The 26,349-nt window shown below is 54.4% G+C and carries 22 protein-coding genes and 1 other annotated feature; of the genes, 20 read left to right on the top strand and 2 right to left on the bottom strand.

The features are described from left to right. Positions 1–18: 18 nt before the first annotated feature. The 7 genes from GQY55_RS09605 to GQY55_RS09575 all read left to right on the top strand — a co-directional run bounded on the left by GQY55_RS09605 (position 19) and on the right by GQY55_RS09575 (position 7,177). Complete coding sequence (locus tag GQY55_RS09605; RefSeq protein ID WP_160040628.1) at positions 19–1,032, top strand: endo-1,4-beta-xylanase; 1,014 nt, start codon at positions 19–21, stop codon at positions 1,030–1,032. A gap of 65 nt (positions 1,033–1,097) precedes the next feature. Continuing rightward, complete coding sequence (locus GQY55_RS09600) at positions 1,098–1,328, top strand: hypothetical protein (RefSeq protein WP_160040625.1); 231 nt, start codon at positions 1,098–1,100, stop codon at positions 1,326–1,328. A 50-nt stretch (positions 1,329–1,378) separates the two neighbouring features. After that, positions 1,379–3,076 (top strand): cache domain-containing sensor histidine kinase, encoded by a 1,698-nt coding sequence (locus tag GQY55_RS09595; protein ID WP_373309173.1) that lies wholly within the window; start codon positions 1,379–1,381, stop codon positions 3,074–3,076. Beyond that, positions 3,073–3,861 carry a response regulator gene (locus GQY55_RS09590; RefSeq protein WP_160040622.1) on the top strand — a complete coding sequence of 263 codons (789 nt, stop codon included), beginning with the start codon at positions 3,073–3,075 and terminating at the stop codon, positions 3,859–3,861. The genes GQY55_RS09595 and GQY55_RS09590 overlap by 4 nt, the downstream gene beginning before the upstream one ends. Positions 3,862–3,972: 111 nt before the next feature. Further along, positions 3,973–5,298, top strand: a complete 1,326-nt coding sequence (locus GQY55_RS09585) for an extracellular solute-binding protein (protein ID WP_160040619.1) — start codon at positions 3,973–3,975, stop codon at positions 5,296–5,298. Positions 5,299–5,400: 102 nt separating this feature from the next. Next, on the top strand, positions 5,401–6,282 hold the full coding sequence (locus GQY55_RS09580; RefSeq protein WP_160040616.1) for a carbohydrate ABC transporter permease: 882 nt from the start codon (positions 5,401–5,403) through the stop codon (positions 6,280–6,282). Positions 6,283–6,331: 49 nt separating this feature from the next. Then, complete coding sequence (locus GQY55_RS09575) at positions 6,332–7,177, top strand: carbohydrate ABC transporter permease (protein ID WP_373309171.1); 846 nt, start codon at positions 6,332–6,334, stop codon at positions 7,175–7,177. Between the two features lie 216 nt (positions 7,178–7,393). Here the strand turns inward: GQY55_RS09575 and GQY55_RS09570 are convergent, their stop codons facing one another. Continuing rightward, positions 7,394–9,001: a glycoside hydrolase family 43 protein gene (locus tag GQY55_RS09570; protein WP_160040610.1), complete on the bottom strand. Its 1,608-nt coding sequence runs from the start codon at positions 8,999–9,001 to the stop codon at positions 7,394–7,396. A gap of 187 nt (positions 9,002–9,188) precedes the next feature. On the opposite strand from GQY55_RS09570, the gene GQY55_RS09565 reads away from it, so the two are divergent. The 4 genes from GQY55_RS09565 to GQY55_RS09550 all read left to right on the top strand — a co-directional run bounded on the left by GQY55_RS09565 (position 9,189) and on the right by GQY55_RS09550 (position 12,887). Beyond that, a complete protein-coding gene (locus GQY55_RS09565; protein ID WP_236575516.1) occupies positions 9,189–10,070 on the top strand; it encodes a helix-turn-helix domain-containing protein in 882 nt (293 codons plus the stop codon). Between the two features lie 74 nt (positions 10,071–10,144). Beyond that, positions 10,145–10,377, top strand: a binding site (T-box leader). A 92-nt stretch (positions 10,378–10,469) separates the two neighbouring features. Further along, a complete protein-coding gene (gene tyrS, locus GQY55_RS09560; protein ID WP_160040607.1) occupies positions 10,470–11,729 on the top strand; it encodes a tyrosine--tRNA ligase in 1,260 nt (419 codons plus the stop codon). Between the two features lie 187 nt (positions 11,730–11,916). After that, positions 11,917–12,579: a L,D-transpeptidase family protein gene (locus tag GQY55_RS09555; protein WP_236575515.1), complete on the top strand. Its 663-nt coding sequence runs from the start codon at positions 11,917–11,919 to the stop codon at positions 12,577–12,579. A 101-nt stretch (positions 12,580–12,680) separates the two neighbouring features. Then, complete coding sequence (locus GQY55_RS09550) at positions 12,681–12,887, top strand: hypothetical protein (RefSeq protein ID WP_160040601.1); 207 nt, start codon at positions 12,681–12,683, stop codon at positions 12,885–12,887. An 85-nt stretch (positions 12,888–12,972) separates the two neighbouring features. On the opposite strand, the gene pdxR is transcribed toward GQY55_RS09550, so the two are convergent. Continuing rightward, a complete protein-coding gene (gene pdxR / locus GQY55_RS09545) occupies positions 12,973–14,409 on the bottom strand; it encodes a MocR-like pyridoxine biosynthesis transcription factor PdxR (protein WP_160040598.1) in 1,437 nt (478 codons plus the stop codon). A gap of 605 nt (positions 14,410–15,014) precedes the next feature. On the opposite strand from pdxR, the gene GQY55_RS09540 reads away from it, so the two are divergent. From GQY55_RS09540 to GQY55_RS09505, 9 genes are all read left to right on the top strand, one after another. Continuing rightward, a complete protein-coding gene (locus GQY55_RS09540; protein ID WP_236575514.1) occupies positions 15,015–18,203 on the top strand; it encodes a polysaccharide lyase family 8 super-sandwich domain-containing protein in 3,189 nt (1,062 codons plus the stop codon). A 109-nt stretch (positions 18,204–18,312) separates the two neighbouring features. Beyond that, the gene (locus tag GQY55_RS09535; protein ID WP_160040592.1) at positions 18,313–18,792 is read left to right on the top strand and encodes a GlcG/HbpS family heme-binding protein; all 480 of its coding nucleotides are present in this window, start codon (positions 18,313–18,315) and stop codon (positions 18,790–18,792) included. Positions 18,793–18,993: 201 nt separating this feature from the next. Next, positions 18,994–20,214, top strand: coding sequence for an acyltransferase (locus tag GQY55_RS09530; protein WP_160040590.1), 1,221 nt, complete (start codon positions 18,994–18,996; stop codon positions 20,212–20,214). A 29-nt stretch (positions 20,215–20,243) separates the two neighbouring features. Further along, a complete protein-coding gene (locus GQY55_RS31285; protein WP_236575513.1) occupies positions 20,244–20,552 on the top strand; it encodes a hypothetical protein in 309 nt (102 codons plus the stop codon). A gap of 231 nt (positions 20,553–20,783) precedes the next feature. Then, entirely contained in the window at positions 20,784–22,121 is a 1,338-nt protein-coding gene (locus GQY55_RS09525; RefSeq protein ID WP_160040587.1) for an ABC transporter substrate-binding protein, read from the top strand. Positions 22,122–22,265: 144 nt separating this feature from the next. Next, positions 22,266–23,123, top strand: a complete 858-nt coding sequence (locus GQY55_RS09520; protein ID WP_160040584.1) for a carbohydrate ABC transporter permease — start codon at positions 22,266–22,268, stop codon at positions 23,121–23,123. Between the two features lie 24 nt (positions 23,124–23,147). Next, positions 23,148–23,996, top strand: a complete 849-nt coding sequence (locus tag GQY55_RS09515) for a carbohydrate ABC transporter permease (RefSeq protein ID WP_160040581.1) — start codon at positions 23,148–23,150, stop codon at positions 23,994–23,996. 538 nt (positions 23,997–24,534) lie between these two features. Continuing rightward, complete coding sequence (locus GQY55_RS09510; protein ID WP_160040578.1) at positions 24,535–24,723, top strand: aspartyl-phosphate phosphatase Spo0E family protein; 189 nt, start codon at positions 24,535–24,537, stop codon at positions 24,721–24,723. 432 nt (positions 24,724–25,155) lie between these two features. After that, on the top strand, positions 25,156–26,226 hold the full coding sequence (locus GQY55_RS09505) for a bifunctional 3-deoxy-7-phosphoheptulonate synthase/chorismate mutase (protein WP_160040575.1): 1,071 nt from the start codon (positions 25,156–25,158) through the stop codon (positions 26,224–26,226). The last annotated feature ends 123 nt before the right edge of the window (positions 26,227–26,349 follow it).

Here is a 26,349-nt window from a genome sequence, read left to right as displayed (position 1 = left end):
TGTAAGGGGGGAAAGTTCATGAATCAACCAAAGACGGCCGAGGCTGCGTTAAAAGACGTGTTTGCGGACGGCTTCAAGATCGGCGCGGCGGTCAGCTCCGGCACGATTCGGACGCAAGAGAACCTGCTGACGCGGCATTTTAACAGCTTGACGGCCGAAAACGAGATGAAATTCGAGAATATTCATCCGTCGGAGGACGTTTACGCCTTTGGCGAGTCCGACACAATCGTCGATTTTGCGCGCCGGCACGGCATGGCTGTGCGGGGACATACGCTGGTGTGGCATAACCAAACCAGCGACTGGCTGTTTCAGGAGGCGGACGGACGCCCCGTCGGCAAGGGGGTGCTGCTGGAGCGGCTTCGCTCCCATATTGAAACCGTTGTCGGACGGTACAAGGATGATATTTATGCCTGGGATGTCGTGAATGAAGCGGTCGCCGACGAGGGCGACGAACTGCTCCGGCCGTCGAAGTGGCTGGAGATCGCGGGTCCCGACTTTATCGCCAAGGCGTTCGAATTTGCGCATGAAGCAGATCCAACCGCCCGGTTGTTCTACAACGACTATAATGAATCCCATCCGCATAAACGCGACAAAATCTACGCCTTGGTCAAGTCGCTGCTGGATCAGGGCGTTCCGATCCACGGCATCGGCCTGCAGGCGCACTGGAACATTTTCGACCCGTCGCTTGACGATATCCGCGCGGCGATCGAGAAGTATGCTTCCTTGGGGCTGGAGCTGCAGCTGACGGAGCTGGACGTCTCGGTTTTCCGTTTTGACGACCGGCGGACGGACCTGCTCGAACCCGAACCCGGCATGCTGGAAAGGCAGGCCGAGGTGTACGAAGCGGTGTTCCGGCTGCTCAAGGAATACCGCGGGACGGTCAGTTCCGTGACGTTCTGGGGCGCGGCGGACGACTATACGTGGCTGGACGATTTTCCGGTGCGCGGCAGGAAAAATTGGCCGTTCCTATTCGATGAACGGCATCTTCCGAAATCGGCCTATTACCGCGTGGCGCAACTTGCGGAAATGTAAATTCCAGCGCTTCGCCACTGAAATTGGCCGGTGGTCCCGGCGGCAGCAGGGGAGGGCCCGAAGGGATGATAAAAAGCAGATGGGAGAAGCGCTCTTTCGTGGAGCGCTTTTTCCATTGGTTTGGGATGGCCGTTCGAAGCAGAACGCCCTGCAAGCCAAATGCCGGTTGTCCGGGAGCGCATATAGCGGTGCCGCTTCGCCGCGCGGCCCGGGATCACGGACTCGTCATCCGGCGCATTTTTGGTGTACAATGCAGGCAGACACGGGATCTTCAAGGGGGAGAAGTCAGTTGTTGATTCATTTGGGGAAAAGGAACACGCTGCGCAACCAAATCTTTCTTGGATTCATGCTGGTCATGTGCATCATTTTGGCGCTTGTCGGATTTTTTATGTTCGATCGGGTTTCGGTGCTGCTGCGCAACAACGCCCAGAAGCATATTCAGCAGACCGCGGTGCAGGCCGCCGGGCAGCTGGACGCGCTGCTGCAGCAGATCGACATGCTGACGACGCAGGTGGCGACCGATGCGACGATCCAGTCGCTGCTGGGCAGGGAGGTGCTCGGGGAGCGGGTCAGCTTCGCCATGCGCCAATCGCTGCAGCAGGAGGTGCGCAAATACGAGGCTTACACGACGGGCATCCGGTCCCTGGAGCTCTATACGACGGACTATCGGAGCCTTGTGCCTTTGTACGATCTTGAATTGACCGACCGCGTATCGGGCACGTGGATTCAAAGGGTGAACCAAAACGGGGGCAAGCTGGTCTGGCTCGGCCTCGATCCGCTGGATCCCGATACGGTTGTCGCCATCCGGCAGGTCAGGCTGATGGACCAGTCTTTCGCCCATGGCGGATATGTGCTTGTCCGGATCGACAAAAGTTATTTTGCGCTTTCGGATATCCGCTCCGCCACGGAAACCCAGGAGACGATGGGGTTGTTCGACGAAGCAGGCAGAAAAATATTTTCAAGCTTCGGACCGGCCATCCTTTCCAAGCAGGTGCTCCATCATGACGGGGAGACGATTGAACTGGGGGGCAAAGCCTATATCGCCGTCGAAAGGCAGTCCAAAAAGACCGGCTGGGACCTCGTCATTTTGACGCCCGTCAATTATACGACCGAAGGCATTTCGGTGCTGCGCACGGTCATTATCGTGTCCGGCCTTGCCGGGGCGATGCTTTTCCTGATTTTAAGCTTCACGCTGTCGACGATGATTACCCGGCCGATTCTGAATCTGATCAAGGCGATGCGGGGGTCGAGGTTCGGCAATTTGAAGCGCAATACGATCGCCTCCTCCACGATGGAGCTGCAGGAGCTGAACAATACGTATAACCAGATGGTGGATTCCCTCAACGAGCTGATCGAGGTCGTGTACCAGAAAGAAATTATTCAAAGCCGGACGGAATTGAAAGCGCTGCAGGCGCAAATCAATCCCCATTTTTTGTTCAATACGTTGGAAGCGTTCTATTGGGCGCTGGAGGAGCAAGGCGAGGAAGAGCTGGCCCAAATCGTCGTAGCCATGTCCGGCTTGTTCCGGTATGTCATTAACCGGTCCGACGACGAGGAATGGGTGACGATCGGGGATGAGCTCGATCATGCGGGCAGGTATTTGACGATCATGAAAATGCGCATGCTTGACCGGCTATCTTGGCGCATTGAAGCCGATGAGGACTGCCGCTACGTTCCGCTGCCGAAGCTGCTCATTCAGCCGCTCGTCGAAAACGCCATTCTGCACGGCGTGGAACAGCGCACCGGTCCGGGCATGGTCGTGCTGCAGGTACAGCCGTCGGAGCGGGCTGGGTACACGCGGATCACCGTAACGGATGACGGCCCGGGTATGTCCCCCGAGAAAATATCCTCGATTTACGAAGCGATGCGCGAAGGCTACATGAGTTCCTCCAAAGGGAAAGGCGTCGGCATCGTTAACGTGGAGCGGCGCCTCCGGCTGTATTATGCGGATAAAGCGGAAGGACTTGTCATTTGCAGCCAGGAAGGGAAAGGCACGGTCGTTTCCTTGGAAATACCTGATGACGGAAAGGGGAGATCCCAATGAAAAACATTCTTGTTGTAGACGATGAGCCGCGGACAAGGGAAGGCATACGCAAAACGTTGGAGATGTGGTCTTCGGGTCGTTACCGGATCGAAATCGCCGCGAGCGGCGGGGAGGCGCTGTCTTGGCTGGAGAGCCATGAAGCGAGCCTGCTGGTGACCGATATCCGGATGCCGGAGATCAACGGGCTTGAACTGGTGGAACGGATCGGCCGCATGCCCCATCCTCCGGTCGTCATTATTATTTCGGGCCATTCCGACTTTGAATACGCGCGCACGGCGCTAAAATTCGGGGTCGTCGATTATTTGCTGAAGCCGCTGGACAAAACGAAGCTGGTACAGGCGGTGGAAACGGCGCTGCAGCGGGAGCAGTTGAACGATAAGATCGAACGGATGCAGAAGCTGGTGGATCCGAAGCTGCTGGAAACGGTTCGGGAAGAGAAGGTTTATAGCCCTCAGGTTCAAAAAGCGCTGCTCTATATCGACGAGCATTTGGCGGAGTCGGTATCCCTGCGCGAAACGGCCGAACATCTGCACATGAATGCCAGTTATTTCAGCGTTCATTTCAAGGAGCAGACGGGCCTTACGTTCAGCGACTACGTCACGAGAAGGAGAGTGCAGCGGGCGAAGGAGCTGCTGACCGGCACGCGGCTTTCCATCGCCGAAGTGGCGGAGCATGCCGGATATCAGACGCCCAAATATTTCGTGAAGGTATTCCGGGACCTGGAAGGCGTGAGCCCGGGGCAATATCGTCAGCAGTGGCTGGATCAGGACGCGAAAATCCAATAAAAGTGGTATGAGTCCCAATCTCTCTGACCTTACGGCTTAGCCGACACGCTGATACACTTTAGGTAAGCGGTTGCAACCCGATGCAGATAATGAGAAAAGGGGCTGTGAAAGATGTTCGGTAAAAAATGGGGCGTTCTGCTGTTGACGCTGTGCGTGGCGTTGTTTGCGGCCGGCTGCGGCCAAAAGGATGGAGGTTCAAGCGCATCCCCGTCCGAAGGCGGCGACAAAGCCGGCGAAAAAGTAACGATCAAGTTTATGCATTTATGGCCTGAAGGCGTATCCGCCGGGCAAAACAAAATCGTGAACCAAATTATTGGCGACTATCAAAAAGAGCATCCGAACGTCACGATCAAGCAGGAAGTTCTCGACAACGAGCAGTACAAAAACAAGCTGAAGGTGCTGTCCGCTTCCAACGAGCTGCCGGACGTCGGCGTCACCTGGGCGGCCGGTTTCCTGAAGCCATACGTGGAAGGCAACCTGTTTGCTCCGCTGGACGACCTACTGGGCGGCGAGCTGAAGGATAAATTCGTGGCCGGCACGACCGAAGCTTACGCCATCGACGGAAAAACGTACGCGCTTCCGCTCGAGTTCAACATTGCGCCGATTTATTACAACAAAGCGATTTTCAAGAAATACAACCTCGAAGTCCCGCAAACCTACGAACAATTTAAGGCGCTATCGAAAACGCTTTCCGACAACGGCATCGCTCCGATCGCCCTCGGCAACAAAGACCGCTGGACCGGTTCGCTCTGGTACATGTACCTGGCCGACCGCATCGCCGGACAAAAAACGCTTGCGGACGCGATCGCAGGTTCCGGCTCGTTCAAGGATCCCGGCCTGGTGCAGGCCGCGAAAGAAGTGCAGTCGCTGGTGGACAGCAACGCGTTTATCAAGGGCTTTAACGGATTGTCCAACGAGGAAGGCAAATCCGAATTTTTGAACGGCAAAGCGGCCATGTACTTGATGGGCACGTGGGAGCTGCCGAACTATACGACCAATGAAGACATTCCGAAAGAATTCCGCGACAACGTCGGCTTCTTCAAATTCCCGACGGTGGAAGGCGGCAAAGGCAATATCGACAGCTGGGTAGGCGGACCGGGCGTTGGTTTGTTCGTGTCCCAAAATTCCGAAGTGAAAGAGGAAGCAAAAGCGTTCGTCGAGTATTTCGTGAAAAAATGGGGCGAGCAATCGGTCACCGGCGCGGGCGTCATTCCGGCGACCAAGGTGGATACGTCTTCCCTCGATTTGCCGCAATTGTACATTGACCTCTTTAACGAAATGAACAAAGCGAGCAGCATCACCCTGTTTGCCGATGTACAGATGCCGGCGAACGCGGCCGAGACGCATCTGAACAATATTCAGGCGCTGTTCGGCAAAGCCGTCTCCCCTGAACAATTCTCGGAAGAGCATGACAAGGCGATTGCGAAGGGCAACTGACGAGATCTGAAAAGACGGGAAAACGCAGAAATGCACTTTATCCGGCCGCCAGGCCGGATAAGTTTTTCCCGGAAGCCTTGATCATGAAAGGAGTGGGAGACGATGGACAAAGTGATGTCCAACAAAAAAATGATTGCCCTGTACGTTCTGCCTGCGCTGCTGCTTATTCTGGCTATCGTTTATATTCCGATCGTGCTGACCGCTTATTATGGATTAAACCAGTGGAACGGGATCGGCAAGATGAAGTTTATCGGGCTCGATAATTACGCGGCTTTGCTTTCGGACCGGACCTTCTGGAACAGCGCCTGGCATTCCCTGCTGCTTGCCGTTTTTTCCTGCGCAAGCTTGCTCATTTACCTGGCGATTGCGATGGTGCTTGCAACCCGGATCAAAGGCGCGAATCTGTTCCGGAAAATTTATTTGATTCCGATGCTGCTGTCCTCGGTCGCCATTGCCCAGCTGTGGCTGCGGATTTACCACCCGTCGAACGGCATCGTGAACAGCGTGCTGGAATCGCTTGGTTTCGCCAATCCCCCTGCATGGCTGTCGGAGCCGAAGCTGGTGTTGTTCGCCCTCTTCGTTCCGATTTTGTGGCAGTATGCGGGTTTCTATATTTTGATCTATTACGCCGCGCTCAAAAACATCCCGTCCTCGCTCGAGGAAGCGGCGAAAATCGACGGGGCGAACTCCTGGCAGATTGCCTGGAGAATCAAGCTGCCGCTTGCGATGGAAGTCATCAAGGTGACGATCGTGCTGGCGGCGGTCGGTTCCTTGAAATATTTCGACCTGATCTACGTCATGACCGACGGCGGGCCAAACGGCTCCAGCGAAGTGATGGCGTCCTACATGTATCATACGGCGTTCCGGGCTTACGATTTCGGTTACGGCAGCGCGATCGGCTTTTTCCTGCTGGTGATCTGCCTCATCGTGACCTGGGTCATCCGAAAGCTCACCGCCACAAAAGATACGATCCAATATTCTTAAGGAGGGCCGCTATATGACGTCCGAAGCTTTGTTGCCGCCTGCCCGGCAGATGTCGCCGAAGTCCAAGACGGGCAAAAAAATCGGTAACGGCGTCCTGTACATCGTTTTGACGGCCGTTGCCGCCCTGCAGCTGCTGCCGCTCGTCTGGCTGTTTTTTTTCTCATTGAAAAACAACCAGGAAGTGTTCAACCTGCCGCCGCTTTCGCTCCCGACCCATTTCCGCTGGGAGAACTACGAAAAGGTATGGAGCGCGGGCAACATCAGCGTATATTTTCTGAACAGCGTCTGGATCACGATCGCCGCGTCGGCGCTGACGATCATGCTGGGAAGCCTGGCGACGTTCGCCATGACGAGGATGAGATGGAAGGGAAGCTCCCTTGTGCTCGGCCTGTTTATGGTGGCGATGATGATTCCCGTCCATTCGACGCTGATCCCGCTGTTCAGCATGTTCAACAAGGCCGGGCTGACGAACAATCCGCTGTCGCTGATTTTGTCCTATGTGGCGTTTAACATGCCGATCACGATCATGATTATGCTCGGCTTTTATTACGCGCTGCCGAGGGAGGTGGAGGAGGCGGGGGTGATGGACGGCTGCTCCGTCAACCGCTTGTTTTTCCGGATCGTGCTGCCGATGACCAGCTCGGTTATCGCCACAACGGGCATTATCAACATGATTTACAATTGGAATGAATTTATTTTCGTCAATACGTTTATCAGCTCGGATTCGTACAAGACGCTGACGGTCGGGGTGCAAAACTTTATCGGCCAGTACACGACCGACTGGGGTTCGATCGGGGCGACGCTGATGATCAGCATTTTGCCGATCCTGGTCATGTTCCTGTTCCTGAGCGATCGGATCGTGGAAGGCATCGCCGCCGGTTCGGTGAAAGGTTAAAAAGAAACAAAAGCTTGCCGCGAAGATTGGTTATAGTCTTCGGGCAAGCTTTTATGCTGCCGGCAGGCGGCTTGCATAAAAAGTCCCTTCCAATAACACGTGGAAGGGACTTTATTGTATATAACGGAGGACTGGCGGTAAAGGGGGACCGAGGATCTGCCAAGCAAAAACGATCTGCCTGGGCAGACCGTCTTCGATGAACCAGTTGGGGCTTCCTTACCGCGTGATATAGCTGAAATAATCGAAATCGGCGTGTTGGCGCCGTCCGGACGTGTCCTGGCATTGCATCCCGACGAACGCGCCCGTGAAGAACCCGCCGCCCTGGATGTAGTCATCCGACAGCTTGTAGGAGTCGAACGTCACCGGAATAGCCGACCAAGTTTTACCGTCAAACGAATAGGAATAACGATAATCGCCGTAATCGACGTCGACGCGTAAATATACGTATTCCACCTCGTCCGGAACCGGTATTTCCCGGCCCTTCAAAGGTTGGTCGAAGACAAAATTATCGCAGGAAACGAGCTCCAAAATGCGGCCCTTTTCTTCGTTCCAGGTGATCTGGCAGGACGTCCAGTTTTGGGTGTTGTAATAATTGACGAGCCCTGCGGATTGCTGGAAGGTTTGCGGCTGAAAGGCCACCTTCGTTTCGGCCGTAAATTTGAAATGCTGCCAGCGCCGCGCCACGTAAGCCTGCGTGAATTTGGACGTCAGCGATTCCCGGCCGTACAGGCGCAGATGTCCGGGGCGGTCGGTGAGCGACACCGTATCCGGTCCTAACGGAATGCGCAGATTTTGAAAATGCAGGTTCAGCACGTCGTCGTTGAAGTCGTCTTTTTCCGGAATGTCCGGTTCCCACGGCGCTTCCGGAATGTTCGGGCCTTCGATTTCCAGCGCGGGGGAGTTTCCGCCTACGACGTAAGGCCAATCGCCCCGCCATTCCAGACGCTGGATCGCCGTCTCCCGGCCGAGCGGGCAAAACCCGCGCGGATCGAGCAGCGGCTGGCCTTCCCGCGGCAGCGGCCGGCCCGTCAGATGAACGAGGAACCATTCATCGGTATGGGTCTGCACAATCGAGGCATGTCCGGCTTTTTGCAGCGGATTGCGCGGCGTGGACCAGGAGGAAATCAGCGGATTTTCCGGGTGCACCTCGTAAGGGCCGCGAAGTTGTCTGGAGCGTGCGATCGTCGCCTGATGGTCGTAACGGGTGCCGCCTTCGGCGGTAAGCAGGTAGTAGTAGCCATTGATTTTATACAGATGCGGCGCTTCGGTCAGCTTGATGTCGGTGCCTTTGAAAATGATTTCCGGTTTTCCGACGAGCTTTTGCGCCTCGGCGTCGTATTCCTGCAGCACGATGCCGTAAAACGGATGATGGCCGACGCGCTGGTCCCACATCATGTTGATGAAATATTTTTTGCCGTCCTCGTCATGGAACAGGGACGGGTCGAACCCGGAGCTGTTCATATGGACCGGCTCGGACCATTCGCCGTCGATCGTGTCGCAGGTGACGAGATAGTTATGGCAGTCCTTCCATTGTCCTTCCGTCACTTTGACGTCGGTGTAAATGAGCCAGAACCGTTCGTCAGCATAAGACAATTGGGGTGCCCAAATGCCGCCCGAATCCGGATTGCCCGTCATGTTGAGCTGGCTGAGCCGGTTGAGAGGTCTGGATACGAGACGCCAATGCTTCAAGTCTTTCGAATGGTAAATCCCGACGCCGGGGAACCACTCGAACGTCGACACGGCAATATAATAATCTTCGCCGGCCCGGCAAATGCAAGGATCGGGGTTAAACCCCGTCAGGATCGGATTTTGAATGATGGTCATCGTAACACTCCTCGCGGTATGAAATTACCCATTCTTCTCAAAAAGAGAACGGATTGGAGTTTATGCTATAATGACTACATCTTATCAATGATTTTCGGGCGATCCCATGCCCAAGGCTTGCATGTTTTTACCCATTTCAATCACATTTTTGATCACCTATGGAATCAAGCGAAGGAGCTGGTGGCAAGTGGAATTTGCGATGGACCGCATACGCAAGGAAGTGATGCTTCCCGACATCGATTCGACCTTTCGCGTGTTTGCCGCCCATTGGCGAACGGTCGCCGGGGATTGGAGCTATCCGATTCACAGGCATCCGCTGTTCGAAGTGAATCTCGTGCTGGAGGGAACGCAGGAGATGTGCGTGAACGGCAAACGTTATATCCAAAAGCCGGGCGACCTGATGCTGCTCAATCCTGGCGATCCGCATGAAAGCCGGGTGATCGGCGAGGAGGACATGACGTATTATTGCCTTCATTTCGACGTGGACGAACCGTCGTTTCGCGAGCTGCTTTGCTGGAACCACGCCTGTTTCCATAAAGCCGGCAGTCCGCTGTCGGAAGCGGTACGTCCCGCGCTGGACCGGCTGCTTGCGTTGACCTCGGACGAAACCGCCGCGCGCGTGGACTCGCGGATGAGAATTTTGTCCGCTTTGTTCGAGCTGTTCGCAGGCATTAGCGGGACGCTTTCCGGGCAGGAGACGGACGCTTCGCATTCTCGATACTCCCAGATCGCTTCCCGGGCGGCGTCGCTTCTGGAACGGGAGGTCGAGGAGACGCGGGAGGGCGGCGCCCGGGACTCCGGCGACACGATCGCGTCCGCCGCCGCGGCGGTCGGCTACAGCCCGTCGGCGCTCAACCGGATTTTCGCCCAAGTCTACGGGATGTCGCCCCGGCAGTATTTATCGGCGCTGATGCTGAAAAAATCGAAGCTGATGCTAATGGATCCGGAGCTGTCGGTCGAAGCGATTTCGGCCCGGCTCGGCTATAAAAACATCGCGCATTTCAGCAGGCAGTTCAAGCGTTGGACCGGAGAGTCCCCGAGCCGGTTTCGCAGCCGGTATTACAAATAGGCGCGAGGCCGGCAAGGATAAGGAATAGTTGACATGAACATCCGATTTCACTATACTTTTGATAATCTTATATACGGCATGCGTTGAAAGAGCCCAGTAGCAAGCTTGGTCCCTGTTCCAGAAAGCCGGGGGTGGTGGAACCCGGTACATACGAAGCTTAGCGAATTACACTCTGGAGCATCCCGGGTAATGCCGGGCGGAATCGCGAACGATATTTCGCGAAAAAGAGCGGCATGAATGGCGCGCGGCAGCGCGAAAGCCATTGATGCAATGTGGGTGGTAACACGGTTATTCAATCGTCCCTATGTCTAGAATTAGACAAGGGACGATTTTTGTTTTTCAACGCGAAATAAATGGTTCGTTATAAGGGCATTACGAAATTAAAGGGAGTGTTTTGCATTGAATATTATCGACGAACTTGAATGGCGCGACGCCATCAATCAGCAGACGGACGCCGAAGGGCTCCGGGAATTGACAAATCAAAAATCGATCTCGTTATACTGCGGGGTGGACCCGACCGGGGACAGCATGCATATCGGCCACTTGATCCCTTTCATGGTGCTGAAGCGGTTCCAGCTTGCCGGCCATCGTCCGGTCATTTTGATCGGCGGAGCCACCGGAACGATCGGCGATCCGAGCGGGCGCACAACCGAGCGTTCGCTGCAATCGCTGGAACAAGTCCAGGCCAACGTGGACGCGCTGACAGCGCAGCTGAAAAAATTGTTTATGACCGAAGGCGACAATCAAATCCGGTTCGTCAACAACTACGACTGGACGCATAAAATCAACGTCATCGAATTTTTGCGCGACTACGGCAAAAACTTCAGCATCAACGCGATGCTGGCCAAAGACGTCGTAGCGAGCCGACTCGAGAGCGGCATTTCCTTCACGGAATTTTCCTACCAAATCCTGCAGTCGCTGGATTTCCTCCATTTGTACCAGCATGAGGACGTGCAGCTGCAAATCGGCGGTTCCGACCAATGGGGCAACATTACGAGCGGCCTGGACCTGATCCGTAAAAAGGAAGGATCGGAAGCGAAAGCGTTCGGTCTGACGATTCCGCTCATGCTCAAAGCCGACGGAACGAAGTTCGGCAAAACCGCGGGAGGCGCTATCTGGCTGGACCCGAACAAAACGACGCCGTTCGAATTCTACCAGTTCTGGGCGAATACCGACGACCGCGACGTCGTGAAATACTTGAAATACTTTACGTTCCTGTCCCAAGAGGAAATCGGGGAGCTTGCGCGCAAGGTGGAAACCGAGCCGCATAAACGCGAAGCGCAAAAAACGCTCGCCGAAGAAATGACCCGATTCGTGCACGGCGAAGAAATGCTGGAGCAAGCCAAACGCATCACGGCCGCTTTGTTCAGCGGCGACATCAAATCGCTGACGGCCGATGAGATCGAGCAGGGCTTCAAAGAAATGCCGACGTTCGAAGCGACGAAGGAATCGAAAAACATCGTCGACTGGCTGGTGGACCTGGGCATCGAACCTTCCAAACGCCAGGCGCGCGAAGATATTAACAACGGCGCGATTTCGATGAACGGCGAACGCGTGACGGATTTGGCGCTGGAAGTGACCGCGGAGCACGCGATCGGCGGGCGCTTCATCATTATCCGCAAAGGCAAGAAAAACTACAGCCTGGTCAAAATATCGTAAAAAAAGCTTCCGCCGTTTCCCAAAGCCTTCCTTGATTTTTTCAAGGGAGGCTTTTTGCTGATCTAGTACGGCAGCATTCTTTGAACGGTTTTGCATAAAAAGCCGTTTTGGTCGCAAACTTAAAAAAAGACCTAACGGTAAAGTGGTGACCATGTTGGATCGGAACATACATAAATATGCCTTTTCCATGATGGCGTTATGTCTTGCGCTTTTCTGGACCGGCCATACGGCAGCCGCATTTGCCGAGCCGTCGCTGCCCATCGTCGCCGACGAAGGGGAATACGCCATTGAGGTTTATCCGGTCAAACACCGGCTTGTCGTCAAGAAAAAAGGCCAAATCATCAAAAAATATGCCGTTGCGGTCGGAAACCCGTCCACACCCACCCCGATCGGGGAGTATAAAGTGGTATACAAAGGGAAAAATTGGGGACCCGCTTTCGGCCCCAGATGGCTTGGCTTAAACGTTCCTTGGGGCATTTACGGCATTCATGGCACCAACAGGTCTTATTCCATCGGACAGCATGCAAGCCATGGCTGCATCCGCATGAACAACGCCAACGTTTTGGAATTGTACGATATGATTCCGCTCGGCACCAAGGTCACGATTTACGGGCACGTATTGGGAGAACCACAGCAAAATCCGAGGGATCTTGCCGAAGGGGATATCGGCGGAGACGTGCAGCTGATCCAGTCCCGCCTGAAAAGCGCCGGATTTTTTGAAGGCCCATGCGACGGGAGATTCGGTCCGGGTACGTCCGCGGCCGTCAGAAAATTCCAACGAGATCATCAGATGCGGCAGGACGGCGTCGTTTCGCGGAAAATCTATGAAGAGTTCGGATTGTGGGAGTAAACTGGATGGTCCGATCCGCCGAAGAAATGGATGGTGCCAATCGGCGGGCGTTTTATTATAATGAGACATGTTAAGGAAGGACCCATGGCAGGAGGGGAAACATGTTCTGGTTATTGGTAATCGCCGTGGCCGTGATGATCGGTGGATTTATCGCCACCATGATGATCGGGCAATCCAAAAGCAACAAAGACAGCGACCCGAATTATTTCAAGCAAACGGGCAAAAAGTGGGGGCGTCTCAGCGGGATTTACGTCGCCTGCATCGTCGTGCTGGCCGTCATTATGATCATGATCGGGACCGGCAAATAAAATAGAACGAAACGGACAACGGCCGCGCAGCTCGAATAGCGCGGCCGTTGTCCGTTTCGTGTTCGTGTACCAAACATCCGGGCCATTAACGGATCAACGCCCGCAGGGCCTCGGCGAATTTGGCGATGCCCGTCCCGATGTTCTCGGCTTTTGCCCGTCCGAACGTAAACCGCACGTACCCGGAATCCGAGCCGTACACACTCCCGGGCACAAACACGACGCCCTTTTTGATCGCTTCTTCCAGCAGCTTGGCATCGTTCACCTCGGGCACGAGTTGGCACCACAAATGGATTCCGCCTTGCGGAACGTGAAAACGGATAAGCTTCGGAAGCGCTTGATGCAGCGCATCGATCAGCAGGTCCCGCTTCAGGCGCAGCTGCATGCGCAAGCGCTCCAAATGCGGCTCAAAATAAGGCGATTCCAAAAACCGGGCCGCCACCTGCTGCGGTATGACGCTCAGGCCGAAGTCCATCTGCTGTCTTGCATCCGCAAGCCGTTCCACGATCGAATGCGGGGCAACCATCCATCCGACGCGCAGGCCGGATGCCGCGATTTTGGACAAGGAGCCGATATACAGGACGGAACCGACGCGATCCATGGACTTTAGCGAAGGACGGTCCAAACCATCGTAATCCGTCAGGCTGTAAGGGTCATCCTCCACGATCGGCAGGCCCAGCTCGCTTGCGATTTCCAGCAATTTGCCGCGCCTGTCGTCGGGCAGAAGCGCTCCCGTCGGATTTTGAAAATTCGGGTTGACGAAGATCATTTTGATGCGGTGTTTTTTAACCAAGGAACGAATCTCCTCGGGCCGGATGCCGCCTTCGTCGGCAGGCAGGCCGAAAATCCGCAGCCCCGCGGACTGAAACATCGGCAGCGAATAATGATAAGACGGGTCTTCGATCGCCACCGCGTCTCCGGGGGACAACAGGCACTGCGTGATCAAATACAGCGACTGCTGGGATCCCGAAGTAATCAATACGGACGATTCCGTCGTCTGGACCCCGCGATACCGGTCCAGGTATGAGGCAACGGCTTGTCTTAAAGGCATGTACCCTTGCGGGTGGTCATACCCCAAATAAGAAGGGGAGGGCTGCGCTCCCATCAGTTCGGTAATTTCCCCGAGCGGCGACAAGTCCGCGGACAGCTCCCCGCTGGCGAAATCGATGAGATCCGGGTTTTGCTGCAGCGCTTCGCGAATCCGGCGCAGAAACGGCAGGTTCGGCAAAAAGCTCCCGCCTTCGGCATACCGCTTCCAATTGGGGGTATGTTTCGGCACGGCTCCCCATTTGTATTTGCTCACGTGCGTGCCGCTGCCGGGACGGCTCTCGATGATTCCCATCGACCGCAGCTCTCCGAAAGCCAAAATGACCGTGCTCCGGTTGACCCCGAGCTGCTCGGCCAGCTTTCTTTCGGACGGCAGCAGGCTGCCGGGCGGAAATTCGCCGTAGGATATCCGCTGCTCCAGATGATCGGCGATTTGTTCATAGAGCGGTTTTTTGCTGTGACGGTCGGGCTTCCACATTATGTATTCACTTCCCAGGACAAAATTCATCTGTCATTTTATCATACCATTCGTCGAACCCGATAAGAGAACCGTTTTTATCGTTATGTTGACAATCGCATTGCGTTCGACCCCCGAATTCGCGGCGGAAACGTATCCGTTCGCGGGATGGGTCGTTCCAAGCGCTTCCCGAAAAGATGGGAGCCGGCGCTTCAAAAAGGTAAACATTTTTCACGTTTTTCGTCTTTCGCAAATCGTTTGGGGAAATGTATAATGTACACGAAGATCGGTTCGGCGTTTCGGGAGGTTTTGCGGCCGAGCGGATGTCCCTCCAGAACCGTGGCTTTAGGAGCGTACGGCGGTTCTTCCGCTCCCGGCTTTGGAAAGCAGAAATCGAGGCGAACCTGGGAATTCCCGATCCGGGCAGAATCCCAGGCTGTCCGCCAAATCATTTGATAGCGCTTACATACGGGCGGCGTGATCATCTTCTTTTCTGTACTGTCGCATTCGTCCCCGGATTTCGGCCGCCTCCGATCAACATGAAGCAACAGGCAGGGACCATGGTTTTGAAAGCAGTACGCGTCGGAACAGCATGAGCATTTGTTTTCAAAAAACACGTGGACGGGGTGAGCAGGGTGAAAAAGTTAAGTTTACTTGCAGCAACCAGCATGGTTTTATCCATGGTTTTACCGGGGGGATACGGTCCGCCGATTCCGGAGGCAACAGCTGAAACGGCCAACCTGATGGACAACGGCGGCTTCGAGCAGACGGCGTCCGCGCCGGACGCCAGCTGGAACGGCATCGCCAGTCCGGCTCCGGCGGATTGGGCCGTATGGATTCCGTCGGGAAGCGGAAAGGATCCCGGCAAGACCGTAAACGTATTTCTCGATTCGGCCGTACATCATGAAGGGAAACAGTCCATGGCGTTTGATGCTCTCCAAACGAGCAGGGTGTCGGTCAACCAAAAGGCGACCAAAATTGCCGCTGGCAAGTCCTATAAACTGAGCATGTGGGTGAAGACCGAAAACGTGGCCGGTACCGGGGCGTATTTCCGAACGCAATATTACAACTCCAGCAAGGTCGGGGACGGGCCGGCTTCGAACAAGCTGCTCGGGACGAACGATTGGACTTTGCAGCAGGTCTACATGACCATCCCCTCGGGGGTGACCAAGCTGGTCATTGAGCCTTTTCTCGAAACGGGGACGGGGAAGGCGTGGTTTGACGACGTGAGACTGGAGGAGTATGGAAGGATTACGGGCCTTGCGCTCGATCAAACGGCCGTCTCGCTGGGAGTCGGGGAAACTTTGGCGCTGGGACTGACGATCACGCCGGCCAATGCGGCGGATCAAACGGTCATTTGGAGCTCGAGCCGGCCCGACGTCGTCGCGGTGGATTCGAACGGGGTGCTGACGGCGGCCGGGGCCGGCACGGCAACAATTGCGGCGGCAACGCCCGACGGGATCAAAGCCGAATGTCTGGTGAACGTGGAATCGGCCGAAACGGCCGAAGCGTACCGCAATCTCCGCCTGAAATGGACGGAGAAATTGACGGGAGGCAGCCGCTCCACGTCTGACGACCCGGATATCCGGGCGGCGGTTGGCCGGACGGATAACAGCGTGTCCAACGATGCGGGCAGCGGATATTTGGACCTTTTGAACAAAACGGAAGGCCGGACGTACCTATGGAACGATTTGCAAAGCGCGACCGATTCCGCCCAAATTTCAAGCGCTTACGGCAGAATCCGGACGATGGCCGTCGCCTATGCCACCGAAGGCTCCCGGTTTTACCGTAACCCGGAGCTGCGCGACGCCATTATCGGCGCATTGGACTGGATGTACGCAAACCGGTACAACGAGAAAAAAAGCGCCTACGGCAACTGGTGGGATTGGGAGATCGGCGCCCCGCAAATTTTGAACGATGCCGTCGTGCTGATGTACGATCAGCTGACGCCCGCGCAGATCGGCAACTACATGAAAGCCGTGGATGCGTTTGATCCCGACCCGGCCAAAGGGACGGTGCTTGGCGTCAAAGGCACCAAAATGACGGGGGCCAATCTGCTGGATAAAGCGCTGGTCGTTACCGTGCGCGGGGTGATCGGCAAAAACAGCGCCAAAATTACGCTCGGACGCGACGCGATCGGCCCCGAGTTCGTTTATGCCACCCATGGGGATGGCGTATACGAAGACGGCTCGCTCGTACAGCATTCGAACATCGCCTATACGGCAGGCTACGGCGCCGTTTGGCTCAGCCGCGCCGCGGACATGACGTATCTATTGAACGGATCTCCATGGCCGGTGACCGATCCGAACGTAAACAATGTGTACCGCTGGGTCACGGACACGTTTGAACCCGTCATTTATAAAGGCTTGTATATGGATATGGTAAACGGGCGGGGGATTTCCCGGGAAGGGTCGGGAAGCGCCCGGGGTACGATCGTTACGCTGCTTCGCCTGGCCGAAGGGGCGCCGGCCGACGTCGCCGCCTCCATCCAAAGCATGTCCAAGGAATGGATCGGCAAAGACACCACCTATGACGACTATTACGCCGGTTTGTCCATTTACGATCTGATCCTTGTGAAGCGGTTAATGAACGACGCCTCGATCCAGCCCCGCGGCGAATGGGTTCATAGCCAGGTTTTTGCCGGCATGGACCGGGTCGTTCATTTGCGGGAGGGCTACGGATTCGGACTCAGCATGTTTTCGAACCGGATTTCCGCGTTTGAAAAAGGGAATAACGAAAATTTGAAGGGTTGGTACACGGGGATCGGCATGACCTATCTGTATAACCAGGACCTCCTTCAGTATCGGAACGGCTTTTGGCCGACCGTCAATGCGTTCCGGCTTCCCGGAACGACCACGGACGGTTCGGGGGAAGGCATGACGCCGGGCGAATGGAAAAGCTACATGAACACCAAAACATGGGTCGGCGGCACCTCCGTCGACGGGCTTTACAGCACGGCCGGCATGGATTTCTCCCTCTCGCAGGTCACGGGCAGCAGCCTGGCGGGGAAAAAATCGTGGTTTATGTTCGATGACGAAATCGTGGCGCTTGGCGCAGGGATCACCAAAACGGCTGCAGGGCCCAAACCGGTCGAAACGATCGTCGATAACCGCAAAATAAACGATGCGGGCGACAACGCCCTGACGGTCAACGGCATCAAGCAGCCCGGCGCGGTCGGCTGGTCGGAAACGTTGAAGGGCGTCAAATGGGCACATCTTGCCGGCAACGTGCCCGGCTCGGACATCGGTTATTATTTTCCGGAGGCGTCCGATCTCTATGCTTTGCGCGAATCCAGAACCGGTTCCTGGAGCGAAATCAACAGCGGCGAGTCGAAAACGCCATTGACCCGCAATTACGTAAGTTTGGCGTTCGAGCACGGTGCGACTCCGAACAATGCGGCGTATTCGTATGTTCTGCTGCCCGGCAAAGACGCGGCGGCAACGGCAAGTTACGGCGGCAATCCTCAAGTGGAGATTCTCAGCAATACGGCGGCGCTGCAGGCCGTCAAGCACAAACGCCTCGGCATCACGGCCGCGAACTTCTGGAGTTCGGGCACGATCGGCGCCATGACCGCCAAAAATCCGGCGGCGGTTATGGTGAAGGAAACAAGCGGGGAACTTCTGCTGGCGGTATCGGATCCGACCCAACAACAGAGTGTGGTCACGGTCGAGCTTCGTCAGCCGGGATTATCCGTTGCTCAGAAAGACGATTCGGTCCAGGTTTCGCAAAGCGGCGGCGTCACGACGATTCAGGTGAACGTCCAGGGTTCCATCGGTAGGACGCATACGGTGAAATTCAAAACGGTTTCGCCTTAAGCGGCATTGAAACCATCCTTTGCCGCCGTGCCTGATTTTGCCGTAGTCGAATATCACGCTTCCCGGCTGCATGCATATCCTGTAGCAGCACAGGGTAAGGAGTGATCGCTTGACGAAGTTATCTTTGGAGACGGCAAAAAAACTAATCGCCGTGGCGGAGCAAAAATCGCGGCAGATGGGGCTTGCAAGCAATATCGCCATCGTGGACGACGGCGGCCATTTGATTGCGTTTCAACGGATGGACCGTGCCCGGATCGCCGGGATTGAGATTTCGAAAGACAAAGCCTGGACGAGTGTCGCCATGCAGATGCCGACGGCCAATTTGACGCAGGCGGCGCAGCCGGGCGGGCCTTCTTTCGGGATCAACACGACCAATCGCGGCAGGGTCGTCATTCTCGGGGGCGGCATTCCGCTACAAATCGGCGAGCAAATCGTCGGCGGAATCGGCGTCAGCGGGGGAACCAGCGTCCAGGATGCCGAAGTCGCCGCAGCGGCGGTGCAGGCATTCCAGTCGATGCAGGGCAACGCCAACCCGAACGTCAATGCCCGTATCGGCAGCGTCCAATTTCAGGAAAGTTCCGGTTGGTGATCCGGACTGCTCGAAACGGACAATTTTCAACGTACGGTCCCTTCCTGGACGGGACTGTACGTTTTTTTTGCATGGCTTGGAAACAAGCTCCCACGGCGGCGGTTCCCCGATTCAAAAGCCATTTCCTATCGCCCGCTTTAAGGTTCGTTTAATATTCAAACGGTATACTTGCGCGTAATTGCAAACGAAGGAGGAGTTTTCATGGGCAAACCGCGCATTGAGGAATGGACGCAGCTGAGGGGACTGGCTTTTTTCGCCATTGTCATGCAGCATTCGATCGCTGAGTACATTTACAGGGCCGATATTGAACCAGCGGACTCCACGATGCTGACGATGATGTACCATCTGACCCGTTTCGGAACGCCGACCTTTGTTTTTTTGTCCGCCGTTCTGATGTTTTACAACTACAGCGGGCGGCTTCATTATTTCGCGTTCATCCGCAAAAGGCTTGAAACCGTCTACGTTCCTTTTCTTTGCTGGACGTTTATTTATTGGCTGTATGTCCGCGTGTTCACGCCGTCGTTTTGGCAAAAAGGCGGACAAGATTGGAGGAGCCTGCTCCGCGAGCTGGTTACGCCGCAAACCGGTTACCAATTATGGTTTATTATCATGATCATTCAGTTTTATCTGTTTTTTCCGCTGTTGGCCGCCCTTTATAGACAAGCCCGCAGCGGTTTCGAGCTTCTGGAAGGACGGACGCGGACAAGAGGAGTCTTTGCCCTGCTCGCCGTTACCGGCGCATGTTACATCGCGCTGCTGTATGTTTCGTATTACCGGATGGGCTCATGGGCTGCGAACCTCGGCGGACCGTGGGCCGCTTTGCTGGAATACCGCAGCTATTCGTTTCTGATGTACGGGTTTTATTTCGTGCTTGGCGCGGTATGCGCCGCAAGCATCGCGAACTGGCGGTCATGGTGCACGAAGCTGCTTCCTTGGAGCGGGCTTGTTTTTCTCGGGATGTATATCCGGCTCGGTTATGACGTGCTCCGGGGATCGGGGGAAACCGTCAACCTGAACATTTCCACGTACCTTAAACCTTCGACGTTTATCATCATCGTGGCGCAAATGCTGTTGTTGTACGGGCTGCTGATCCTCCTGCGGGAGCGGAACAAAGCCTGTTTGCGTTTGCTTTCATGGATCGGCACCTATTCGTTCGGCGGATATCTCGTGCATGCTTTGGTCATTTATGTGATCGCCTATTTTACCCGTCCCCTGTACCTTGCGGGGAGCCATCTATCGGTTACGCTGCTGACGTTTGTGCTGACGGTTGTGGCTTCGCTCGGCATCAGCTATACGCTGTCGCATATGCCGGGAGGCCGCTGGATCGTAGGGGCCGGACGGAACAGGCTGCGGCGGGGAGGCGCCAAAAACGGCGATGTCCGCGCCGACTCCCGCGCTTATCTCAGCGCGAACAACAGGTAGTGCAATCTTGCAGGGCGAAGCTGTCGCCGATGTTATCGGCGCTGCTGCCGCATTTTGAAACATGCATCGGCTTAGGCTTATTCAGCGCCTTCCGGGAACAGCCATCGGCATACCTATTCAGATTCGTGCCGCTGCTGTTCCGGTGGCGCTTTTTGTCGCGAAAAACAGGGAAAACCGGCGTCCCGATCTGGCGGCGAAAGCCCGGCGAAAAGCACCCGCGTATGGGAAAACGCCTTCGGTTAGCGATATTTCCCCGTCGTTTAGAGGAATGTATCCCCTTACAAAATTTGCAACTAATGTATGATAAGAACAGGCAGCAAAAGCCAAACAGCGCATAGGTTCAACATCGTAACTAGGACTTGAAGAGCAGCAGGGGGAGCGAAGGGGACAAGGGTTCCGAAGCAGCTGCCATCTCCGAATTTTCCATAAGGAGGAAAAATCCAATCGAAATTTGGAGAGCGCATGTTCGAAAGACGACCTGACCAAAGCATCCAACTTGCGTTGCATCAAGAACCGATTTATGGGGCCTGTGCGAAACATGAAACTATTTTTTAAGGGGGATTTGGCAAGTGAAAAGGTCTTCATTGATTCTTTTGAGCATGATGGTCGTCTTCGCGATGTTCCTGGCCGCATGCGGCAAAGCCGAGGAAAAGAACACGGCGTCCGAACAGCCGAAAACGGGATCGGAAAAACCGAAGGAAGAAGCGCCGAAAAAAGACGTGAAGCTCCGCGTATTCTCGACGTTCGGCGGCACCGACGCGGCGCGCGAGGCTTTCCAGGCCGCAATCGACGATTTCGTATCGAAAAATCCGAACGTGAAAGTTGAAAACGATACCATGTCCGCCAACGACGACGGTTTCAGAACGAAAGTCAACACGGACATGAACTCCGGCAATGAACCGGACTTGCTTTTCTACTTCGTTGGTGCCGACGCGCAAGGCTTTGTGGACGCAGGCAAAGTGGTTTCGATGAACGACATTTTGGATGCGAATCCGGAATGGAAGGCGGGTTTCAACCCGACGGCTCTCGAAAATACAAGAATGCAGGACGGCAACATTTACGCCATTCCGTTAACGGGCTACTATGAAGGCTTGTTCGTAAATAAAAAGATTTTTGCCGATAACAACCTGGAGCTTCCGACGGACTGGGATAAGCTGAAAACAGCCGTTTCGACCCTTTCCAAAAAAGGAATCATCCCGCTTGCGGCTCCGTTTGACCAATCGCACTATGTCATCGAACATTTTATTCTCTCGGCCGCAGGTGCGAAGGGGCATGACAGCGGTCTGGCCAACGGCATCGATCCGAACTGGGAGAAAGGCTATGCCGCAATGAAAGAACTGTACGATCTGGGCGCTTTCCCTAAAGATGCGGCCACCATTGATCTCAGCATGGCTTCCAACTATTACGCTGAAGGCAAAGCCGCAATGATCATTGAAGGTTCGTGGGCGTCGGGAGCATGGAAAGAACCTGCCGTTATTGATAATACGACAATCCTTCCATTCCCGGCCATGCCAGGCGGAGTCGGCACGGGCAAAGAAATTATCGGCGGTTACGGAAGCGGATTCTATCTTTCCAAAGCAACATACGATAATGCGGACAAGAAAGACGCGGCGATCGAATTGCTGAAACACATGACTTCTAAAGATGTTATCGAAAAAATCTCTCTTGCCAACGGCGGTCTCCCGGCTGCTGCAGGCGTAGAGACCAAGGGCGCAACCCAAGTAGCCAATGACGGTTTTGCTTTGGCTGCCGGCGCACCTTCGGTAAGCAGACCGATCGACAACGTAGTTGCACCTGAGACGTTCTCGACGTTGCGTGCCGGCGTTCAAGCCGTCGTAACGGGCAAAAAATCCCCGGCCGAAGTGCTGAAGGAAGCGAAAGAAATTGAGGATGCGAATAAAAAGTAAGAGCTTAGCCTAACAAGCAGCTTGAACCAAACGTTTGACCCAAAAGCTTGATCCGGATACGCCGTCCTCCTCGGAGGCGGCGTCATCTTTTAGGTTTACAGCTGGACGGCTTCTTCGAAAATTAAAACTCAAGTGGTGATAAAGATGAAGGGCGATCGAAAGTATATCTGGATCTTTTTGTTCCCGATGGCTGCGTTTTTGACCGTATTTTTGTATTATCCGTTTTTCAAAAGCTTGTACTTCAGCTTTTACCGGACCAAAGGTTTTTTCGACAAAAAGTTTATCGGCTGGGATAACTACGAACGTTTATTCTCCGACAAGCTGCTGGGCGCTGCAACGCTGCACACGCTTGAAATTATGCTTTACGTCCTTGTTTTCCAAGTGGGGATCGCCTTGCTGCTGGCGGTTATGGTAGACAACATTACGAAGCTGAAAGGTTTTTTCCGATCCGTCTTCTTTTTTCCCGTCGTCATTTCCGGCACAGCCATTTCGCTGTTGTTCGTTTTGTTCTATAACTACAATTTCGGGCTGCTCAACAACGTATTGGCCGGTTTGGGCTTCGAGAAAGTGCTGTGGCTCAGCGAGAACAACGCGCTGAAAGCAATCGCGATTCCGACCGTGTGGCATTACGTCGGCTTTTATTTCGTCCTGTTCGTGACGGCGATGTCCAAAATTCCCGAGGATTATTACGACGCCGGCAAAATCGAAGGCATTACCGGCTTCAAAAAAATGGTCAGGCTCACCATTCCGCTCATTTTGAGCGACATCAAGGTCGTCATTACGCTCGCGATCACCGGCACCTTGAAAGTATTCGATTTCGTGTGGGTCATTTCCAGAGCGCAAAACGGCACCGACGTGTTAGGGACCTACATGTACAAAAAGGCGATGGTCGACCAGAATTTCGGTTACGGCTCTACGGTCGCCATTTACATGGTCGTGCTTGGGGTCGTGATCGCTTTGGTAGCCAATCGTTTGTTAAAAAGCGAGGAAATCACATATTAAGCTGTTATTAGGGGTGTAATCGTTATGCAGCCAGCTATGAAGAGCAAAAATCGTTTCAAACTCGGCACGGCGCTGATGTACATCGTACTTTCGGCCTGGGCGATGACGACGATTTATCCGCTGTTCTGGATCGTCAACAACTCGTTTAAAGAATCCCGGGACGTGATGAACAAATCCTTTTCGCTCGCCCTGGAACCCGTGTTCATAAACTATACGACCGCATTTGATCGGATCAACATCGGCAGAAGCTACGTGAACAGCCTGATCATGTCCGGAGGCACGGTGCTGTGCGTGCTTCTGTTCGGGGGATTGGCCGCCTACGTGTTATCCAGATTTACGTTTCGGGGCAAACGGTTCATCAATTCCATTTTGTATGCGACGTTGCTGGTGCCCGCCTTTGCGACGGTCGTACCGGTATATGAATTTTTGATCAAGACCAGCCTGGTCAATACATACTGGGGACTCATTTTGCCGCAAACGGCCGGCAATCTGACCTTTGCGACGCTTGTCATTGCCGGGTATATGTCAACGATCGCCAAGGAACTCGAAGAAGCGGCATTTATGGACGGCTGCAACCGGTGGCAGATGTTCACGAAAATTTTCATGCCGGTTTCAAGGCCGGCGTTTGCATCGGTTAGCATTTTCGTATTTTTATGGTCGTACAACGACTTGTTCTCCGCGCTTATTTTCGTAAGCAAGGAGAAGGTGCGTCCAATCGTCGCGCTGCTCAGCGAGATCAGCTCGCAATACGGAACCGACTTCGGCCTGATGGCAACCGCAGTTACGCTGACGGTCATGCCGATCCTGCTCATTTATTTGTTCATTTCCAAGTTTATCGAAAAAGGGTTGACCGAAGGCGCAGTCAAAGGTTAAACATGGCGTGTTAAAAACGAATATGCATTTGCAAAGGATCAACTATAAAACGGCAGAAATGTCGTTTTTTTCTTCGCGTCTAATTGCATGTCGACCAAGTTTTACCTGAACGGGGCGGGGCTGCAGGCAGCGGTTTTACGGGAGGATTTTGCATGGAATGACAATCCGCCATACATCGTTTGACAAGGTTTTCACCCGACATTTGAAAAAATAAAATTTATTTTCATAGATTCTCATTTTGTTATTGACCAGCGTATAAAATCCAACATAATATTATCTGTATACAGATAATATCCTAAAATATGTATTTTTCTTCCAACGGAGGAATCGCTGGCAAACGGCAGTTACTGACGAAAATTTACAGCCCGATGCAGAAGGACTGCTGCTTCATACATAGCTTTTTGCCGCCTGATGTCAGGGGGAGGGAAATACCGCCCGAATAAGAGTTGGACCAGTGAAGAGAATAGATGAGCCGAGCATGCTGAAGCATTGGTGAACAGATCAAGTTGAGCCAAATTTTAGGGAGGTAAACCAATTCATGAATAGCACGGAATCCACGCAAAATTCCATCGAGGAGGCCAGGCAGAGGTTATATCGGATGGTAAACCGGTACGGCGACGTATGGAACCCCAAAGTGATCAGGCAGTCCATGGTGCTCGACGAGCTGATCAACTGCTACAACAGGGCTATCAAGGATAAACGAGCGGAAAAACAGCCTATAGCGTAACGAGCGTTTTTACGGTTCTTTTTCGGGCAGGATGGTTTTTCTTCGCTGCAATGAAGCAATTATGCGTTAAATAAAATGCTTGCCACCCGGTGCAGGTTGTAATACAATGCATGTAATTTAATCATTTGCGACTTACAGGCTATGAAGGAAAGAGTAAGCGGAGAACGTGTTGACAGGGACGGCGTGCCGGTAGACTGAAAGCACCCGAATCACCGCACCCGCCGAAGTTCATTCCGGAGCCGGTATCTGAACGTCTGTTTTCCCGCAGGCAAGTAGGCTTACCCGTACACCTTGCGTTAAAAGGCCAGAAGTGAGACGTGCCGCTAAGCTGAGGGTATGTCTAATAAGGGTGGTACCACGACTCCTCGTCCCTTGACGGACAGGGGTCTTTTTGTTTTTCAAGATCATAAGGGATAAAGGAGAGGACATGGGATGAGTCAAGGAAGATTGGAGCAATTGCGCACGAAATTGGATGAAGTCAACCTGCAGCTGCTTGCGCTTCTGTCGGAGCGCGCCACAATCGCCCAGGAGCTGGGCGTCGAAAAAGAGAAGCAGGGCGTTCCCAAATTCGATCCGGTGCGTGAAAAGGAAATGCTGGAGAAGCTGGTGGCACACAATGAAGGGCCGTTTGATCACGAGACGGTGCGGCATCTCTTCAAACAAATTTTTCAAGCCTCGTTGTCGCTGCAGCAGGTAGATCATAAAAAACATCTGCTCGTCAGCCGGAAAAAGAAGCAGGAGGACACGCTGATCCAACTGGGCGAGGTGACGATCGGCGGCGGCAAGCCGGTGATGATCGCGGGTCCATGTTCGGTCGAAAGCTACGAGCAGGTGCGCACGGTCGCCAAGGCGCTGAAAGAGGCGGGGATTACCGTAATGCGCGGAGGCGCGTTCAAGCCGAGAACCTCCCCGTACGATTTCCAGGGGTTAGGCGTGGAAGGCTTGAAGATTTTGAAAGAGGTCGCGGCCGAATTCGGCCTGAAAACGATCAGCGAAATCGTGGACCCGGCGCATATCGAACTGGCATGCGACTATATCGACGTGATCCAGATCGGAGCCAGAAACATGCAAAACTTTGAGCTGCTCAAGGCGGCCGGCGATGTTCAAACGCCGATTCTCCTGAAACGGGGACTGGCGGCAACGCTTGATGAATTCGTCCATGCGGCCGAATATATCGTGTCCCGCGGCAACAGTCAGGTGATGCTGATCGAACGCGGCATCCGGACCTACGAAAAGGCGACCCGCAATACGCTCGATATTTCGGCGGTGCCCATTTTGAAGCAGGAAACCCATTTGCCGGTTTTGGTCGACGTGACGCATTCGACGGGGCGTAAAGACATCTTGGCGCCTTGCGCCAAAGCGGCGCTGGCCGCCGGAGCGGACGGCGTCATGGTCGAGGTGCATCCGGATCCGGCGACGGCATTGTCGGATGCGGCGCAGCAGCTCAACATTCCTCAGTTCGAGGCGTTTTACGCGGAAGTTCTAAAGTCCGGCCTGCTGTAATTTTTAACCGCATAAATGCGGTCCCTGACGGCATATATTTGTAGCTGGTTCAGCCTTTTGCGGCCATCCGTTCAGAGCGCCGAACGCTAAACGGATGCATGCAAAAGGCCCGGCTGAATATGA

Origin of the sequence: Paenibacillus sp. USDA918EY, from assembly GCF_009870825.1 — a bacterium.
GTDB lineage: Bacteria > Bacillota > Bacilli > Paenibacillales > Paenibacillaceae > Paenibacillus_AQ > Paenibacillus_AQ albilobatus.
The sequence above is the reverse complement of the archived record's forward strand: the minus strand, read 5'-3'. Positions and strand labels throughout refer to the sequence as shown.